Origin of the sequence: Thalassospira sp. SN3W (assembly GCF_038070535.1) — a bacterium.
Taxonomy (GTDB): Bacteria; Pseudomonadota; Alphaproteobacteria; order Rhodospirillales; family Thalassospiraceae; genus Thalassospira; species Thalassospira xiamenensis.
This window is the reverse complement of the sequence record NZ_CP121124.1, coordinates 3350247-3367291: the sequence shown is the minus strand read 5'-3', so window position 1 is coordinate 3367291 and position 17045 is coordinate 3350247. Positions and strand designations below refer to the sequence as shown.

Annotated in this window: 18 protein-coding genes; 13 read left to right on the top strand and 5 right to left on the bottom strand. The window is 55.6% G+C overall.

What is annotated here, in order from left to right; genetic code table 11:
- Positions 1-70 precede the first annotated feature (70 nt).
- The 11 genes from P8T57_RS15300 (at position 71) to P8T57_RS15250 (ending at position 12088) form a co-directional block, all read left to right on the top strand.
- Positions 71-1420, top strand: a complete 1350-nt coding sequence (locus tag P8T57_RS15300) for a YeaH/YhbH family protein (protein ID WP_341363598.1) — start codon at positions 71-73, stop codon at positions 1418-1420.
- Complete coding sequence (locus tag P8T57_RS15295) at positions 1417-2994, top strand: SpoVR family protein (RefSeq protein WP_007092243.1); 1578 nt, start codon at positions 1417-1419, stop codon at positions 2992-2994. Before P8T57_RS15300 ends, P8T57_RS15295 begins: the two co-directional genes overlap by 4 nt.
- Positions 2995-3327: 333 nt before the next feature.
- Positions 3328-4266, top strand: coding sequence for an ABC transporter permease (locus P8T57_RS15290; RefSeq protein WP_040060629.1), 939 nt, complete (start codon positions 3328-3330; stop codon positions 4264-4266).
- Entirely contained in the window at positions 4267-5136 is an 870-nt protein-coding gene (locus P8T57_RS15285; RefSeq protein ID WP_063096184.1) for an ABC transporter permease, read from the top strand.
- 10 nt (positions 5137-5146) lie between these two features.
- A complete protein-coding gene (locus P8T57_RS15280; protein ID WP_341363597.1) occupies positions 5147-6691 on the top strand; it encodes an ABC transporter substrate-binding protein in 1545 nt (514 codons plus the stop codon).
- Entirely contained in the window at positions 6691-7383 is a 693-nt protein-coding gene (locus P8T57_RS15275; protein WP_341363596.1) for a hypothetical protein, read from the top strand. The genes P8T57_RS15280 and P8T57_RS15275 overlap by 1 nt, the downstream gene beginning before the upstream one ends.
- Positions 7380-8006, top strand: a complete 627-nt coding sequence (locus P8T57_RS15270) for a hypothetical protein (RefSeq protein ID WP_341363595.1) — start codon at positions 7380-7382, stop codon at positions 8004-8006. The genes P8T57_RS15275 and P8T57_RS15270 overlap by 4 nt, the downstream gene beginning before the upstream one ends.
- A gap of 150 nt (positions 8007-8156) precedes the next feature.
- Complete coding sequence (locus tag P8T57_RS15265) at positions 8157-9038, top strand: hypothetical protein (RefSeq protein WP_258548548.1); 882 nt, start codon at positions 8157-8159, stop codon at positions 9036-9038.
- Between the two features lie 339 nt (positions 9039-9377).
- Positions 9378-10457 carry a zinc ABC transporter substrate-binding protein gene (locus tag P8T57_RS15260; RefSeq protein ID WP_341363594.1) on the top strand — a complete coding sequence of 360 codons (1080 nt, stop codon included), beginning with the start codon at positions 9378-9380 and terminating at the stop codon, positions 10455-10457.
- Positions 10458-10473: 16 nt separating this feature from the next.
- Positions 10474-11112, top strand: a complete 639-nt coding sequence (locus P8T57_RS15255) for a DUF1007 family protein (protein ID WP_341363593.1) — start codon at positions 10474-10476, stop codon at positions 11110-11112.
- A complete protein-coding gene (locus P8T57_RS15250) occupies positions 11075-12088 on the top strand; it encodes a high frequency lysogenization protein HflD (RefSeq protein WP_341363592.1) in 1014 nt (337 codons plus the stop codon). Before P8T57_RS15255 ends, P8T57_RS15250 begins: the two co-directional genes overlap by 38 nt.
- 56 nt (positions 12089-12144) lie before the next feature.
- Here P8T57_RS15250 and P8T57_RS15245 read toward each other — a convergent pair whose 3' ends face one another.
- The 4 genes from P8T57_RS15245 to P8T57_RS15230 form a co-directional block, all read right to left on the bottom strand.
- Complete coding sequence (locus P8T57_RS15245; RefSeq protein WP_341363591.1) at positions 12145-12579, bottom strand: hypothetical protein; 435 nt, start codon at positions 12577-12579, stop codon at positions 12145-12147.
- Between the two features lie 133 nt (positions 12580-12712).
- Positions 12713-13444 carry an anti-sigma factor gene (locus P8T57_RS15240; RefSeq protein WP_341363590.1) on the bottom strand — a complete coding sequence of 244 codons (732 nt, stop codon included), beginning with the start codon at positions 13442-13444 and terminating at the stop codon, positions 12713-12715.
- The gene (locus P8T57_RS15235) at positions 13441-13995 is read right to left on the bottom strand and encodes a sigma-70 family RNA polymerase sigma factor (RefSeq protein WP_071240384.1); all 555 of its coding nucleotides are present in this window, start codon (positions 13993-13995) and stop codon (positions 13441-13443) included. The genes P8T57_RS15240 and P8T57_RS15235 overlap by 4 nt, the downstream gene beginning before the upstream one ends.
- 113 nt (positions 13996-14108) lie before the next feature.
- Positions 14109-14984 (bottom strand): LysR family transcriptional regulator, encoded by an 876-nt coding sequence (locus P8T57_RS15230; protein WP_341363589.1) that lies wholly within the window; start codon positions 14982-14984, stop codon positions 14109-14111.
- A 124-nt stretch (positions 14985-15108) separates the two neighbouring features.
- Between P8T57_RS15230 and P8T57_RS15225 the strand changes: the two genes are divergently transcribed.
- Positions 15109-15357, top strand: coding sequence for a hypothetical protein (locus P8T57_RS15225; RefSeq protein ID WP_139192129.1), 249 nt, complete (start codon positions 15109-15111; stop codon positions 15355-15357).
- 143 nt (positions 15358-15500) lie between these two features.
- Here P8T57_RS15225 and P8T57_RS15220 read toward each other — a convergent pair whose 3' ends face one another.
- Entirely contained in the window at positions 15501-16370 is an 870-nt protein-coding gene (locus P8T57_RS15220) for a LysR family transcriptional regulator (RefSeq protein WP_037992416.1), read from the bottom strand.
- Positions 16371-16521: 151 nt separating this feature from the next.
- Here P8T57_RS15220 and P8T57_RS15215 point away from each other — a divergent pair, with 151 nt between their 5' ends.
- Positions 16522-16755 (top strand): hypothetical protein, encoded by a 234-nt coding sequence (locus P8T57_RS15215; protein ID WP_071240381.1) that lies wholly within the window; start codon positions 16522-16524, stop codon positions 16753-16755.
- The last annotated feature ends 290 nt before the right edge of the window (positions 16756-17045 follow it).

The window sequence follows — 17045 nt, the reverse complement described above, 5'->3', positions numbered from 1 at the left end:
ACGGTTTTCCAACGATCCGTCGGCCGGGGTTCTCGAAACGATACGTGCGCAAGCAAGGATGTAACTGCCCATGCTTTATATCGTCGACCGCCGCAAAAACCCGAAAGGCAAAAGTCTTGGCAACCGGCAGCGCTTTATGCGGCGCGCAAAGGCACAGATCAAAAAGGCGGTAGAAGACACCATTCGCACGCGTGGCATCACCGATATCAATAGCGGCGATTCCATCACCATTCCGGGCAAGACCCTGCATGAACCGGGTTTTCATCACGCACGCCGCGGCGGGGATCGCAATTATGTGCTGCCCGGCAATAAAAAGTTTGTCCCTGGCGACCGGATCGCCCGCCCGCAAGGTGGTGATGGCGGTGCAGGCGGATCACAGGCCAGCCCCGATGGCGACGGTGAAGACGAATTTCAGTTCACCCTGTCGCGTGACGAGTTCCTTGATATCTTTTTCGAAGATCTGGAACTGCCCGACCTTTTGAAAAAAAGTCTGAAACAGACCACCGCCTTTCGCACGGCGCGCGCGGGTTTTTCATCGGACGGAACGCCCGCCAATCTTAGCCTGGTTCGCACCATGCGCAATTCGCTGGCGCGCCGGATTGGCCTGCGCCGCCCGAAAACCGCCGAAATCCGCGACCTTGAAGAAAAAATCGCCGCCCTTCAGGCCAAGGCCAAAAAACGCCCGTCCGGCAAACTGACCAAGCCCGATGAGGATACCCTTCACGGGCTTCTGGCCGATCTTGAAGAAGCCAAGCGCCGCATGAAGGCGATCCCGTTCATTGATCCCATCGACACGCGATACAACCAGTTTCAGCAAATCCCCGATCCGAATACTCAGGCCGTCATGTTCTGTCTGATGGATGTGTCGGGATCAATGTCCGAACAGATGAAGGAACTGGCGAAACGGTTCTTCATGCTGCTGCATCTGTTTTTGCATCGCCGCTACGAACATGTCGATGTGGTGTTTATCCGCCATACATCGCGCGCCGCCGAAGTGGACGAGGAAACGTTTTTCTATTCACGCGAAACCGGCGGCACCATCGTTTCGACCGCGCTGGAAGAAATGAAACGGGTGATGAAAGATCGTTACCCGACCGATCAATGGAACATCTATGCCGCCCAGGCATCGGACGGCGACAATTATTCCAACGACGGGGCAAAATGCACGGCCTTGCTGGCCGAGGACCTTTTGCCGAAATGCCAGTATTACGCCTATATCGAAATCACGGACGAGCGCGAGGCCGAAATTTTCTCCTCCGCCGAAGGCGAAACCGCGCTTTGGAAGGCCTATGCCCCGGTTGCCCGCGCCAATGCGCGATTTGCCCTTAAACGGGTGACCAAGGCCGCCGATATCTTCCCGGTATTCCGGGAACTGTTTGCCAAAAATCGCGCCGAAAAACTAAGCGGGGTCAAAGGATGACCAAAAAGACCGAACCAGCCACCGCCCCCGAATTGCTGTTTTCCGGTGCCGACTGGGATTTCAACACCCTGAAAGCCACCTATGACGCGATCGAGGATATCGCGATCAACGACTTGAAACTGGATGTCTATCCCAATCAGGTCGAGGTGATCACGTCCGAGCAGATGCTGGACGCCTATTCATCCATCGGCATGCCGTTGATGTATCATCACTGGTCGTTCGGCAAACGGTTCGTGCGCGACGATGTGATGTATCGCAAGGGATATCAGGGTCTGGCATACGAGATCGTGATCAATTCCAACCCCTGCATTTCCTATGTCATGGAAGAAAACACCATCGTCATGCAGGCATTGGTGATCGCCCATGCGGCCTTTGGCCATAACCATTTTTTCAAGAACAATTACCTGTTCAAGCAATGGACCGACGCCGAAGGTATTCTCGATTATCTGCAATTTGCCAAACGCTATATCGCCAAATGCGAGGACCGGTTTGGCTTTGATGCGGTCGAACGGGTTCTTGATGCGGCGCATGCGCTGATGGAACAGGGGGTAAACCGGTATTCCCACCCGGAAAAGCCCAATCTGGCGGCAGAACTGGAACGTGAACGCGAACGCGCCAAATACGAGGACGAAACCTATAACGATCTGTGGCGGACCTTGCCGCAGGCGGAAAAAGACGACGAAGACCTTGATGAAATGCGTCGCAAGATGCGGGTCGAGGAACGCCGGGCCCAGTTCGGATTACCCGAAGAAAACCTGCTGTATTTCCTGGAGAAAAACGCCCCGACCCTGCAAGCCTGGGAGCGCGAGATTTTGCGGATCGTGCGCAATATCGGGCAATATTTCTATCCGCAGAAACAGACCAAAATGATGAATGAAGGCTGTGCGTGTTATGTCCATTACGCGATCATGAACAGCCTCTATGACAAGGGCCTGATTTCCGAAGGTGCGATGATGGAATTCATCGATTACCATTCGCGCGTGGTGTTTCAGGCCGAATATGACGATCCGCGTTATTCCGGGTTCAACCCCTATGCGCTTGGCTTTGCCATGATGCAGGACATTCACCGCATCTGTGTCGACCCGACCGAGGAAGACCGCAAATGGTTCCCCGATATTGCGGGCAATAACGCGCCGGTCGAAACGCTAAAAGAAGCATGGGCGCATTACCGCGATGAAAGTTTCATCCTGCAATTCCTGTCGCCCAAACTGATGCGCGACATGCGGATGTTTCTGATCGACGATCTAAGCTCCAGCCCGCATCTGGAAGTGGCCGCCATCCACGATGATAACGGATACCGCAAGGTACGCCGCGCCTTGGCACGCATGCATGACATTTCGGTACGCGAACCCGACATGCAGGTGGTTGATGTCGACCTGCGCGGCAACCGGCAGCTTTACATCCAGCACACCGAACATGACGGCATCCGGCTTGAAAAATCCGAAGCGGAAATGACACTGGGCTATATCGGGCAATTATGGGGATATGGCGTGACCTTGCAGGCGGTTGACAATGAAACCGGTGAAATCCTGCATGAAATGAACTTCACGCCCGAAGACCTTGCCAACACCTGATCCTGGCGTTACCGCAGTTTAGCCGCCCCAGAATCCGATCCGTATCGTTGAAATACGGCGGAACCGGATTTGCCTTTTTGCGCGCCAAAGAAAACCTGAAGCTGTATCAGACCACGAACTTATCCCTCTAAAACCGTGACTTCAGCACATCCACACCCAAAGATTGTGTCTTATCAGCAGATACAATCAACATATTCGCAAGCTACTTAATTAATAATGGAAATCAGTTGCATCATTTTAATGCAACTGCATATTACTTGCGATATTAATTCGAACCGTGTCCGATGCGGTTTCGAATTCCCGGTTCATGACACAAGATGGAAAATCGATCCGATGGCGTCCCGCCTGGCAGCCCGCATTGCACATGCCCTTGTTCTGCTGCTTGCCGTTTCGGTTGCGGGTTTTATGCTGCTTCGATTGATGCCCGGTGATTTTGCCGAAGTTCTGTTAATGGCGCAGATGGATGGCACCCTGCCCGATGCCTCCCAGGTTGCACGATTTGCCGATAGTCATGGTCTGAACGATCCGTTGCCGATGCAGTATTTGCGCTGGCTTGGCGGATTGATGCAGGGCGATCTCGGTCTTTCGCTTGTGACCCGTGAACCGATTATCACCGACATTCTTTTGCGGATTGAACAATCGCTGATCCTTGCGATCTGTGCGCTGGCGGTTGCCCTGTTTCTTGCGGTGCCAATCGGCATCTTGTGTGCGGTTTATCCCGACAGCAAGATTGACCGGGTTGCCGGAATCATCAGCGTGATCGGCATGTCGATCCCGAATTTCTGGTACTCGCTGCTGCTTGCCCTGCTGTTTTCGCTTGCACTTGGCTGGTTGCCGACCGGCGGGCACGGTACATGGCAACATGCCATTTTGCCGACCCTCGTGATTGCAACATCGATCACTGGCGTTCTGTCACGGTTCGTGCGCAGCAGTCTTCTGGAAGAATTGTCAAAACCCTATATCCGTACCGCACGCGCCAAGGGCGGGCGACGCAGACGCGTCATTCTGCATCATGCCATTCCCAATATCGTGCCGGGTCTTCTGACATTTTCCGGGCTGCAATTTGCCCGGATTTTTGATGGCATGATCATCGTCGAAACGCTGTTTGCATGGCCGGGGATCGGGCGGTATCTGGTGGAATCACTGCTTAATCGTGATTATCCGGCGATACAGGCCTGTTTCCTTCTGATTGCCGCATCCTACATTCTGGTCAATCTGATCGTCGATATCACCATATCGGTTTACGATCCCCGCACGCGCGAGATCGTCTAGATGCTGGCGCGATCCTTTGTTCCCAAATCCATCGCCCACGAAAAGCTGACCGCCCTTCTTGGCCGAAATGGCAATATGTATGCGACCGTCGTCGTCTCGGTAATGGTGGCGATCCTGATCCTGCCGTTTTTTGCGCCGCATGATCCCTATCAGGCGCAATTCCTGTTTCGGTTGCAGCCGCCAAGTCTGGATTATCCGCTGGGCACGGATGCGATGGGGCGCTGCGTGTTTTCGCGATTGCTTTATGGCGCACGGCTTACCACCGCCTCGGCGATTGTTGTGGTGATTGCATCATCCCTGTTTGGCAGTCTGCTTGGCACGGTTGCCGCAATGATCGGCGGAACGCCAGACCGTATCCTGATGCGGTTCTGCGAGGGTATTTCGGTTTTCCCGGCATTGGCGATTTGCATGATCATTGCCGGGGTGCTGGGGCTTGGACTTAACGCCGTTATCATCGCCCTGATCGCCATTCACTGGACCGACTATGCCCGGATCGTTCGCAATGCGGTGATTGTTGAACGGGCCAAGCCCTATGTCATGGCCGCCGAGGCGCTTGGCGCGCCACGCCACCGGATCGCCAGACGCCATATCCTGCCCAATATCGTCGGACCGCTTTTGACCCTTGGTGCCTATTCCATGTCCTGGGTGATCCTGTCCTTCGCGGGGCTCAGTTTCCTTGGACTGGGTGTGGAACCGGGCACGCCGGAATGGGGCCTGATGATTGCAGAATCCCGCAACTACCTTCGCGATTATCCGCGGCTGGTTCTGGCACCTGGCCTGACCATTGCCGGTTTTGTCGTTGCCGTAAACCTGCTTGGAGACGCGCTTGGCGATCGTTTCCGGCTCAGTCAGATCAACTATCTTCACTAGAAGGATCACTATGACGATATTCAGGAAGGCCCTTTGCACTTTTGCCTTTGCAACATTGGCAATCGGCACCATCGCAGCCGCACCACAGAAAGCAGCCGCAACCGAACAGGATACGCTGGTTGTCGGCACCATGTGGGAAGCACTGCCGCTGGCGATGCAGCCGCGCCGGTCACGCTTTTTCAATGAAAGCGAGATCCTTGATACGCTGGTCAAACTTGACTATGACCTGAATACCGTTCCCGGTCTTGCGACATCGTGGGAACGCATTTCACCGACGGTCTGGCATTTCAACCTGCGTGAAAATGTCGTCTTCCATGACGGGACAAAACTTGATGCCGGGGCGGTCAAATTCTCGCTCGAACGGGTGATTGCGCTGCTGCCCTATGCTGCTGATCTTTTGAACATCAAACAGATGTCGGCCACCGCACCGCTGGTTCTGGAGATCGAGACGAACGAACCGTTTGCCGCACTTCCCAACCAGCTGACCGACGCGATCACCGGCATTTATGCCAAGGCATCGTTCAATGATGCAGGTGAATTCGTCAAACCGGTCGGTACCGGCCCGTGGAAATTCGAGGAATACCGCAAACAGGACCGCACCATTGTGACCCGGTTTGATGGGTATTGGGGTGAAAAACCGGCCCTTTCGAAAGTCGAATACCGGTTCATCCCTGATCACAATTCGCGCACGCTGGCCCTTGAGGCCGGCGAGGTAGACTTCATCGACAATATGCTGCCATCCGATGTGGCACGCCTGTCACGCGATGAAAATTTCAAGGTCTATTCCAAACCGATTGCCGGGCTTTATTACGGCGCGTTCAATGCCGGGGACAAAAGCCCGCTTTCGGATGTGCGCATTCGTCAGGCGGTCAATGCGCTGGTGGATCGCGACCTGATCGTCAAGGGTGCCCTTGACGGGATTGGCGAACCGGCGTGGGAGTTTTTTGGCCCGCAATTTGATTGGGCGCCCAAGGCCGATGCCCCCTTCAAGCTTGACACCGCTTTGGCGACGTCGCTTCTGAACGATGCCCGATATCAACAGAATGACGGCAAATGGGAAAAGGATGGCAAGCCTCTTACGCTGCGTATCCTCAGCTATTCCAGCCGGACCGAAATGCCCGCGATTACCGAGGCACTCGCCGCCCTTCTGAACCAGAACGGCATCGCCACCGATGTGCAGATGTATACCTGGGAAGGAATGCTTGATCTGGTCAAGCGCGGTGAATACGACATCTCGGTCGTGTTCTGGACCCCGGAAATGACCGGCCACCCGGACCTGCACCTTAAATCGCAGTTCCATTCGAAGGCCGGGCTGAATTACCAGTTCTGGAACAATGCCGGATTTGACGAGGCCGTCGATACCGGCCGGACCCTTTCGCCCGGTGCGGAAAAGGACGAAGCCTATCGCAGGGCGATGAATATCCTGCATGACGATGCACCGATCATTCCGCTGGTGCACAAGGTTTCGGTCGGCGCGTCGGCCAAGGATGTTGAAGGTTATCGCATCCATCCGTCCGGCTTCTTCTATGACTTCAAGAGTGTGTCGAAAGACTGATGATCTTTCCGTCCCCGGCACTGTCGCCGGGGACGGGATTTTACCCGCTTTTCTTGCAGGAAACAGCCATGGGACTTTGCCTGTTTATCAATCCGATCAAGGGGGCCGGGGATGATTTGCCCGATGTGGGTGATCATGCGCCCGGTATCGCACAGATCGACCATTACGACCTGAGCGATATCGATCTTTCACCCTATGCCGCCCTGATGTTACCCGCCCATCTTGATCAGCGTTTTTTCGGGACGCTGACGACCAAGATCGAGGGGTTCCTTGCCGACGGCGGGACGCTTGTGTTCAACGGGCATGTCGCATGGCCAATGTTGCCGGAATTCCAGACCTTTGTTCCGCTTGAAAACCAGTCGCTTGAAAACCTGATCATTCATCGCCTTGCCGATCACCCGGTTTTCGAAGGTGTGGATACGCATCATCTGACATTCCGGCGCGGTGTGGCGGGGTTTTATGCCCGCGGTTACAACCCGCCGCCCAAGGGCGCGATTGCCCTGCACGGGGTTGGCCCGGACCGTCTGCCGTGCGACTGGATTTATCATCGCCCCGAAGGCGGCCGCATCCTGATGCATGCAGGCAATGATTTATGGATGTATGCCGGATCAGAGGACAGCACCGCACGGATCGTGCCACAGCTTTGCCAGTGGGCCGGTAGCGGCGGTAGAGGACAGGAAGCTGTATCATGACCCATAGGATCGCAGCCCTTGATAGCGGGACCTATTACCACCACAGAACGCTTTATGAACCGCGCTATCGCGACTTTTTCGATGGTGTGATCTATACCCGTGAACTCGGCGATACGGTGCTTGAGGATTATGACACGCTGATTGTGTCATGCCGTACCGATCCGTCCGTGCTGCGGCCGCACCGTGAAAAATTCAGGCAGTTCCTTGAAAGCGGCAGAACACTTGTCATCATGGGATCGACCGGACCGGCGGAATGGATCTCGGGGATCGAATGGCATTTCACGCCGACCAATTTCTGGTGGTGGAAAGAAGGCGGCAGCCTTGGCCTTCACGTAACCGCGCCCGATCATCCATTGTTTGATCACATCACGCTGGCCGATGCGACGTGGCATCATCACGGACATCTTATCGTACCTGATGGTGCGGTATCGCTGATTGATGTCGGTGATCTGGGATCGGTTCTTTATGACGACACGGTCACCACGCCGGGCCGGATGATCGTCACCACGCTGGACCCGATGTATCATCACGGCAGCCATTTCATGCCCGCGACCACACGATTTCTCGATGGCTTCCTGCCATGGCTAAAGGGCATGAAGCCGTCCTCGACAAGACACCCGTAACATTAACAATACATAATATTCAGAGGAGGTCTCTTTAACATCGCAAAGCGCGCCCAATATACATCGTAGGCTGAGCCTCACGTGATCTTTATATGGGCGAATGTTTTGAAAATCCTGCGTTTTGCATTTTGGGTCGTTTGTGTTTGCCTTTTGCTCCAGGAAACCGCACAGGCCGATACCAGAACCATCAAAATGGCCTTCCCCGAGGGTCTGAAGAAATTTTTTGCCTATGAATTCGGCGTCATCGAAATGGCGCTGGACCTGTCGGGCACTGATTACGTTATGGATATCGAGGAATTAAAAGGCGCGACACAGTCACGCATCAGCGAAATGCTGTTAGCCGGTGATATCGATGTGATGTTTGCCGGTTACAGTGCAGAGCGTGAAAGCAGATTTCGCCAGGTCAATATTCCCATCACGCGCGGCATTCTGGGGCACCGTGTTTTCATGGTCAAAAAGGACCGGGCCGAGGCGCTTAGGAATGTCGAAACCCTGGACGAATTGCGCCAGTTCTGCATCGGGGTGGGGTCTGACTGGCCCGATGGCGACATCATGGAAGATAACGGTTTCTGTGTTGAACGCGGCCCGCGCAGCAACCTTTGGGAAATGCTGGAAAACAGGCGGTTTGATGCTTTAACCCGTGCCGTTCACGAAGCCTATCGGGAATTGCCCGCAATCCAGGCGCAATATCCGGATGTGGTTCTGAATGACACCGTCATGCTGGTTTATCCGTTCGACTTTTTCATCTATGTGAACAGGAAAAACAGCGCCCTGTGGCAAACCATTACAGACGGCCTTCTTGAAGCGTATCGAACCGGTGCCTTCATGGAACATTTTCACAATGCCCCGGCAATTGCACGCGCTCTTGATGCCCTGAAAACAGAACGGCGGCACGTTTTCAACATCGAAAATACCATCATGAGTCAGACGACAAGAAACATCGATGACCGTTTCTGGCTGAACGTTTCTGATTTGCATACCGATCGCGAGACCGGCACCCCGGATCTGAAATGTCCTCCCTGCCGGATGTAACATCCCGGCAGGATATTTGAACCGGCCCGAAAAGATGGAACCACCTTCGATGCGGATTGTTTCTTGCCGGTTCAGGTCGCATATGGCAACCACATCATTACCATTCCCCAACATTTGTTCTGCAATGAAATCGGCAAAAATGCGCCTTCAACTACGGATGCGGATTTTTCGTTACGAATACGAAACTCACTTATTTTGATCAATAGAAAACATCTATTAGGATCAAAACACCCCCGCCGGATCAGGAATGTAATTATCGCTTGACGAAACGTTATGATATAACATAACAAACATATCCTCACCGATTACCCCATCCCTGTTCCCAACCGGATTGATATCATGCCCCTCTCAAGCCTTCGCAGCACCCTGCTTGCCCTGCCGTTGCTTGCCCTGCCATTTACGGCACAGGCGGCAGAAAATCCGTCGGTCGTTGTTTCGATCAAACCGATCCACGGTATCGCCAGTGCGATCATGGCAGGCGTTGGCAAACCGGCACTGCTGATTGATGGCGCGTCCTCGCCGCATGCCTATTCGCTACGCCCCAGCGAAGCCCGCTCGCTTCAGGAAGCTGATCTGGTGATTTATGTCTCCCACGGCCTTGAGGGATTCCTGAAAAAGCCGCTGGCAACCCTGTCGGGCAGTGCCCATCAGCTTGAACTGGCCGATATTGACGGCCTGACCGTCCGGGCAATGCGCGAAGGTGGCGCATGGGAATCGCATGACCATGATCACGAAGGTCACGATCACGAAGGTCATGAAGACGAACATCATGATGAACATGGTCATGACGGTCATGACGAACACGGTCATGATGAACACGCCCATGCCGAAGAACACGATCACGATCATGATCATGATCACGCCCATGAGGGTGAAGAAGGTCACCATCATGACGAAGAAGGTGCCGACCCCCACATCTGGCTTGATCCGGCCAACGGGGCTGCCATCGCAACAGCAATTGCCACCGAACTTGGTGAAATCGACCCGGCCCATGCAGGCACCTATCAGGACAATCTGAAAAAGTTCCTTGCCAGCCTTGATGCACTTGGGAATGATCTGGAAACCCAACTCGCACCGGTTCGCGAAAAGCCGTTCGTCGTTTTCCATGATGCCTATCAGTATCTCGAAGCGGGATTTGGCCTGAACGCGGTTGGTTCGATTACGGTTTCACCGGAACAGAAGCCCGGAGCAAAGCGCCTGCATGAGATCGAAGACAAAATCCGCAACAGCAATGCTGTCTGCGTCTTTGCCGAACCGCAATTCCGCCCGGCCATCGTCGAGGCCGTGGTTGCCGATACGGGCGCGCATATCGGAACGCTTGACCCGCTGGGCGCGGATATTCCGGCAGGACCGGATGCCTATCAGAACATCCTGCGCCAGAATGTGGGCGCACTGGTTGACTGCCTGTCGCAGTCCTAAAAATCTTGCCGCCGGTATGCTCGCATCCGTCCTTTGGGCCGGATCGGGCGTACCGGCATCGGCCCATCCGCATGTCTGGATCGATGCCGATGCACAGATGGTTTTTGAAAACGACAAAATCACCGCGATCCGGCTGCATTGGGTGTTTGATGACCTGTTCAGCCTGACCCTGATCGACCAGTTCGACAAAAATCACGATTTGCGATTCTTTGACGCAGAAAACACCGATGTTCACGACAATGCCTTTGCCTTGCTTTCCGAAGTTTCCTGGCTCACCCACCTGCGCCGGAACGAGGAACTGGTGACATTTGCCAGCGCAACAGACTTCAAGGCCGATATCACCGATGATCGCCGGGTAAGTTACGATTTCACCCTGACGCTTAAAGAACCGCTTGACCCGATAAAAGATGCGATTGCCCTGTCGGTCTATGATGCGGAATTCTATATTGATGTTGCCTTCACTCAGGTCGATCCGATCCTGTTTCGCGGCAACCGCCATCTCAAATGCCACTATGAAATGAGCGAAGATGAAAAGAACCGCATCTATTTTGATCTGGTTTCGCCAATACGCGCCGACCTTGCCTGCGAAAAACAGGTTGCGGATGCCGGCGCTAATCATGGCCTTTCTGCTGGCGATTTCGTTTCTGCCGAGTAATCAGGCGCTCGCCCAGGCCAGCAACCTTCTGGGCCGTGGCACAAGCAGCGAACAGGCCCCGAATGCCCCTGATCAGACGACACAAAATGATGGCGAAAGCCTGATCAGCCTGCCCGGGTGGCTATCGGATATTGTTGGTCAGGTGGTGGTGATCCAGACACAGCTTAACCGGCAAATGACCGCAACGCTGCGCGACGCCAAAACCGGCGATGCGTGGTGGCCCGCATTGACCATCATTGCCCTTTCATTCGCCTATGGCGTGTTTCATGCCGCGGGGCCGGGCCACGGCAAGATGGTCACCACCACCTATTTCCTGTCACGCGATGCCGGCTGGAAACAGGGTGTCGCCATGGGCAGCCTGATTGCAGCCGTTCAGGCGGTGACGGCGATTGTCCTTGTCGGGTCGCTGACCCTGATCCTTAATCTCGGCCCGGCGGCGGTTACGCAAAACGGACTGGTACTGGAAGCCATATCCTATGCCCTGATTGCCGGGCTGGGCGGATTGATGTGTATCCGCATCTTGCAGGGGCGTGATGATTGTTGCGATCACGGCGGGCATGATCATCACCATCATGATCACACCCATCATCATCATGATCATGCGCACCATCATCACGATCATGACCACAACCACGCCCCGATCAAATCGCGCTGGCAGATGATCGCAAGCGGTGTCGTGGTCGGCCTGCGTCCCTGTACCGGATCGATACTGGTGCTGCTGTTTACCCTGGCCAACGGGTTGTTCCTGATCGGGGTTGCATCGGCCTTTGCCATGGCGCTCGGCGTGGCGCTGACCATCAGCCTGATCGGGTTGGCGGCCATCGGCATTCGCACCGGCACCCAGCATCTTTTCACTGTGTCGGAAAGCACTTCGGGCTGGCTTCGTCGTGGGGTTGGCCTGGCGGGGGCGGCGTTGATTACGCTCTTTGGCCTGTTGCTTTTGCTTTCGGCGGCCCGGCAGCTTGGCTGGCTGTAAAAGGTCACGGCCCGCAAGCAACCTTGCGGGCCGTTTGATTTAAACGACCAACCGGCTTATTGGGCGGTCACGACCTTCATCACCAGTTTGCCATCCGGCTTGATCGGGCCGTCTTCCTTGGCACCCAGCGTATATTCGAAATAGCCGGTTTTCATGCCACCCTGTTCGGAATGCACCATCAGCATCAGCATCTCACCGGATTTGACCGGTTCCTGCAAAATGGCGGTAACATCCATATTCTCGCCCTTTTTAAGCGGCGCATAACCGACAACCGGGCCTGGCTTCATTTCGGAATCGGTGCGATGCACCACCAGCCAGCCATTTTCACCGGCCATGATTTTCGACGCACTGACCGTTCCGCCCGAAACATCCTGATCCATCGCCTCGACCATCGGCCCCATGGCGTTGGCCGCCGCCGGAATGGCGACGCTCAGGGCACCGGCCATCAAAGCCCCACCAAAAATACCGACCATTTTCTTGGTCACCAGCATGTGAAGTCTCCTTGTCTGTTAAACCGGGACGGGCTGTTTGCTGCCGTCCGCTCGTGTCGCGCTGTGTTGCGCGCATCGAAGCTACGCAGACCAGACAGGCCGGGTTTCAGACCGGGAAACTTTTTTTTTGAAATCAGTGTTCGACCGGGATCAGACGGCCATGAATGGCAGGACCGGTCGGACGCCCGGTGGGCGAACCGCCCTCGGGCTCCAGACTGATGCCAAAGGTCGCATTGCGCAGCAGGGCCGGATCAAATTCACCCAGCGACCGGGTTGTTGGCGCGGATGCGTTTTCAAGCAGCCCCAGCGATTTGGGTGCCGGGCCCAACTCATCGGATGCAATCCACAACTGATAGGTCTTGCCTTCGGGCAATGTTGCCGAAACCGGACGGATGATCACCGCACGGGTATCCAGATCGATGCTCATGACAAAGGCGGGCTGGGTATCGTCACGGTGAAACACGGCGACAAATTGCCGATCCGAAACCGGGGCGGCAAAATCCGATACCAGAACCGCCACCATCAGACTTGCCGCCAGTGCACCAGTGGCAAATGTCCCGATCCGCCAACGGGCGAGTTTGCGTTTAAGCAGATCGATTTCGACAATATTATCCGCCTGCACACGCTCCCTCTCGATCCGTGCCCCTTCAATGCGGGCACGAATGGCCGGAAACAGGTCGCGCGATGGCATTTCTGCGCGGTAATGTGCATTTAACGGCGACAGGCGTTTTTCCCAATCGGCAATCGCCGCATTCAGTTCCGCCTCATTTGTCCGGCGTTCATCGACAGCGCGGCGCATATCGGGATCAATCGTTCCCAACACATATTCCGCCGCCAGCATGTCGATATCTTCCCGGTCGGTCATGATCCGAGGCATTCCTTCAACTGTTTCAGGCTGCGATGCAGCCATGTCTTGATCGTGCCGACCGGCTGGGCAAACCGTTCTGCCAGCTCGGCGCGCGAGAATCCGTCCAGATAGGCCAGCCTGACCATTGTGCGGCGATCATCATCGAGCCCGCCAAGGCAGATTTCAAGCTGGCGCAGGTCATCATTGCGTTCGGCATCATCGGCAACCGACAGATCATCATGATCGGCCAGTTGATCGATATCGAAATCATCCACCACCACCTCATGACGCTTGTCACGACGCAGCGCATCAATCGCCCGATTCCGCGCAATCGTTGCCATCCAGGTGATGATCGACGCACGCCCCGGTTCAAAATCCCCGGCACGTTCCCAGACCTTCACATAGATTTCCTGCAGGATATCCTCGCTTTGGGCCCGGTTCTTCAAGATACGCAGGACAATGCCGAAAAGTTTCGCCGATGTCGCATGATAAAGCTGCCCGAAGGCGTCCATGTCGCCATCGGCCGCACGCGCCAGAAGCTGTTCCAGATCCCGGGTTGATGTCCCCATGCCATCCGCCAATTGACGTCCGCCGCCACCCTGCGGCGAACCGATGTATCATTTTTTCGGGATGATTGTTCCCAAGCCATAAATTTTTACGAAAGGTTCTGGCATACTGATCACTAAAACCCGTGTTTAAATTCCGGATTGATGTTCTCGGTCGCGCGCACCAGCGCATCCATCACGATGCGCACCGCCGGTGATCGACGGATATCGGGATGGACCACCATCCAGACCGGTCTGCTGATCTCGCAGTCATCATCGCGCAGGACAAGTTCAAGGCGCGGATCCTCGTCCCCGATATAGCGCGGCAGAATACCCAATCCATATCCGGCGACGATAAAGGATCGCACTGTTTCGGTATCGTCAGCACGGACGCGGACAGGCAATTGCCGCCCCAGTTTTTTCCACACCCATGCCTGTTGCCGTTCGCCACGGGAATTGCGTTCTTCGCTGCAAAATTCCCATTCATCAGGCGGGGTTTGTTCGCAATATCCCCGGCAGGCATAGATACCCATCCGCAGATGGGTCAATTTGCGCACCACCAAACCGTTCTGGTCGGGCTGCACCATGCGCACGGCAACGTCTGCTTCGCGCCGGGCAAGATTGGCGACAATGCTTGATGCAAGAATTTCATATTGCAGATGTTTCTGATCTTTGAGCACCTCGGCCAGACGCGGCGCAAAAAGCAGCCGCCCCGCAGCCGGCGGCACCGAGATACGCACCACGCCATAGGCGGTCTCGTCGCCATGTGCCTGCCGTTCAAACGCCAGAACGTCTTCTTCGATCTTGGTCGCCACGGGCACAAGATTTTCCCCCGCCTCGGTCAGAGTCCATCCGGTTGCCAGTCGATCAAACAGTTTGGAATTCAGATCCTGCTCAAGGGCTTCGATCCGGCGTGCTACGGTGGTGTGATCCTTTTTAAGGCGTCTTGCCGCACCGGAAAGCGTTCCCTCAGCAGCGAGAACAACAAAATATCGCAGATCATTCCAGTTCATGATGCCTCGCCCCAACTTGCGCAAATTTGCACAACTATAGCGCAGATTAATCGGATTACGTGATTTTTATGCGCATGAGAAAGTCTGTGCATCGACATCAAACATTCGTGGCACAGGAGGCCAGATGATGAGCGGACAAGTCAGCCTGGAAGCACGCACGGCATGCGAAACCATGGGCAATCGTGCAAAGAAATCGGCGAATTTCAAGACCTTGACGCTTGGCCGCCTACTTCGCGCCGCCGCCGCTTTCGTGATCAGAGCCTATAAAAGCCATCAAACCGATGCGGCTCTGATGCGACTTAATGAATACCAACTGCGCGATATGGGTCTGGAGCGCACCCAGGATGGCAGCCTGCGCGAAAAAATGTGGTGATTACATCGAATTCAAAGCGGCCGTACAATATCAGGGGATTGTGATCCCTGTTTTACCCGGCAATCGACACGCTTTGATATGCCTCCCTCAGGCAGCAAAAGAGATCCCGCGCAGATACACAGCACGGGGTCTCTTTTTGTTTTTCACACCTGAAATTCTGCCGAAATGCTGTCGGCGGCCTTGATCAGGGCATCCATGACAAGCCGCACACCGGGGGACCGGCGCATATCGGGATGCACAACCAGCCATGCGGTTTCGCGGCTTTCGCCCGCCGTATCGGCCCGGATCAGTTCAAGCCGGTCGTCGCCATCGGCAAGGTAGCGCGGCAACACCCCGACCCCGTGCCCGGCCGCGATGAATTGCCGCACCGATTCCGTATCATCGGCCCGAAACCGGCAGGGCAATTCCCGCCCCATAATATTACGCACCCATTCCTTTTTGGCTGCCCCATAGGACGTGTCCTCGTACCCGCAGAATTCCCAATCCTGTTCGGGGACGCGGTCACGATATCCGCGTGCAGCATAAAGACCGACCCCCAGTTCGACCAGCTTGCGCGTAATCAGGCCCGGTTCGCGCGGGGTAATCATGCGCACCGCAAGATCGGCTTCCCGCCGGGCCAGATTGACCACGTTGGACGCACCGATAATTTCAAATTCCAGCCCCTTATGCGCGGTCAGCAATTGCGCCAGACGCGGCGCAAACAAAACCCGCCCCGCGACCGGGGGCACGGATATCCGCACCACACCGTGGGCGGCTTCATCGCCCCTGGCCTGCCGTTCAAAGCCAAGCGCCTCTGCCTCAACCCGTTCGGCCACCGGCACAAGGTTCTGCCCCGCAGCCGTCAGTTGCCAGCCGCGCGGCAGACGATCAAACAGCTTGGTCCCCACCGCCTCTTCAAGCGCCTCGATCCGCCGCGCCACGGTGGTGTGCTCCTTGCGCAACCGCCGCGCAGCCCCCGAAAGACTGCCTTCTTCGGCAAGGATCAGGAAATAACGCAGGTCGTTCCAATTCATGTGCTTGACCAGTCCATATGATCGGGTCTCGGCTGTTCCGGTTATTTTTGCACATTAAATCTGCAAAACAACCAAATTCCCGTTTTATTTTGCATATGAGAGGATCAACTCATCAACAGAACACAACCTTTTGGAAAATCAGGAGGACATCATGGCCTATCAGACCCCGACCAAAGCACAGGACTTCGACATCCGCACCGACCCCATCGCCAACCGCGTCCCGTTTGGCCGCCTGATCAAAAAGATCGCAAGCTATTCGCTCGACGCCCGCAAACGCAAAAACGAACGCGAGGTGATGGCGCATCTGAGTGACGATCAGCTTCGCGATGTCGGCCTGCAACGCACATTTGACGGCAACCAGTGGCGCGTCACGCGCATTGTCTGATGACCGTCCCTCGCACCACCAGCAACCAAAAGGGAGCCCACACCGGGCTCCCGAACCGCTGACACAGCCCTCCCAACCGGCAAGGCCCTGCCAACCAGATCGCCATTCCCGCGAATGACAAGACGGGAATCCAGTCTCTTTCGACCGGGCATGGATTCCGGGTCTGCGCCCCGCCGCCCCGGAACGACGATTTTGATCAACCGCCAAGCCAATCAACAAACCAGACTATCCCCGGCATCTCCGAACGCACCATCGACCAGCTGGCAAGCAATCCTGCCCGCCGCTCCGGG

Excerpts from the sequence above, each read along its gene's own strand:
- P8T57_RS15260 (WP_341363594.1), top strand. The coding sequence starts at position 9,378 with ATGCCCCTCTCAAGCCTTCGCAGCACCCTGCTTGCCCTGCCGTTGCTT.
- P8T57_RS15270 (WP_341363595.1), top strand. The coding sequence starts at position 7,380 with ATGACCCATAGGATCGCAGCCCTTGATAGCGGGACCTATTACCACCAC.
- P8T57_RS15250 (WP_341363592.1), top strand. The coding sequence starts at position 11,075 with ATGGCCTTTCTGCTGGCGATTTCGTTTCTGCCGAGTAATCAGGCGCTC.
- P8T57_RS15285 (WP_063096184.1), top strand. The coding sequence starts at position 4,267 with ATGCTGGCGCGATCCTTTGTTCCCAAATCCATCGCCCACGAAAAGCTG.
- P8T57_RS15275 (WP_341363596.1), top strand. The coding sequence starts at position 6,691 with ATGATCTTTCCGTCCCCGGCACTGTCGCCGGGGACGGGATTTTACCCG.
- P8T57_RS15245 (WP_341363591.1), bottom strand. The coding sequence starts at position 12,579 with ATGCTGGTGACCAAGAAAATGGTCGGTATTTTTGGTGGGGCTTTGATG.
- P8T57_RS15235 (WP_071240384.1), bottom strand. The coding sequence starts at position 13,995 with ATGGGGACATCAACCCGGGATCTGGAACAGCTTCTGGCGCGTGCGGCC.
- P8T57_RS15230 (WP_341363589.1), bottom strand. The coding sequence starts at position 14,984 with ATGAACTGGAATGATCTGCGATATTTTGTTGTTCTCGCTGCTGAGGGA.
- P8T57_RS15240 (WP_341363590.1), bottom strand. The coding sequence starts at position 13,444 with ATGACCGACCGGGAAGATATCGACATGCTGGCGGCGGAATATGTGTTG.
- P8T57_RS15300 (WP_341363598.1), top strand. The coding sequence starts at position 71 with ATGCTTTATATCGTCGACCGCCGCAAAAACCCGAAAGGCAAAAGTCTT.
- P8T57_RS15220 (WP_037992416.1), bottom strand. The coding sequence starts at position 16,370 with ATGAATTGGAACGACCTGCGTTATTTCCTGATCCTTGCCGAAGAAGGC.
- P8T57_RS15280 (WP_341363597.1), top strand. The coding sequence starts at position 5,147 with ATGACGATATTCAGGAAGGCCCTTTGCACTTTTGCCTTTGCAACATTG.
- P8T57_RS15295 (WP_007092243.1), top strand. The coding sequence starts at position 1,417 with ATGACCAAAAAGACCGAACCAGCCACCGCCCCCGAATTGCTGTTTTCC.
- P8T57_RS15225 (WP_139192129.1), top strand. The coding sequence starts at position 15,109 with ATGATGAGCGGACAAGTCAGCCTGGAAGCACGCACGGCATGCGAAACC.
- P8T57_RS15255 (WP_341363593.1), top strand. The coding sequence starts at position 10,474 with ATGCTCGCATCCGTCCTTTGGGCCGGATCGGGCGTACCGGCATCGGCC.
- P8T57_RS15215 (WP_071240381.1), top strand. The coding sequence starts at position 16,522 with ATGGCCTATCAGACCCCGACCAAAGCACAGGACTTCGACATCCGCACC.
- P8T57_RS15290 (WP_040060629.1), top strand. The coding sequence starts at position 3,328 with ATGGCGTCCCGCCTGGCAGCCCGCATTGCACATGCCCTTGTTCTGCTG.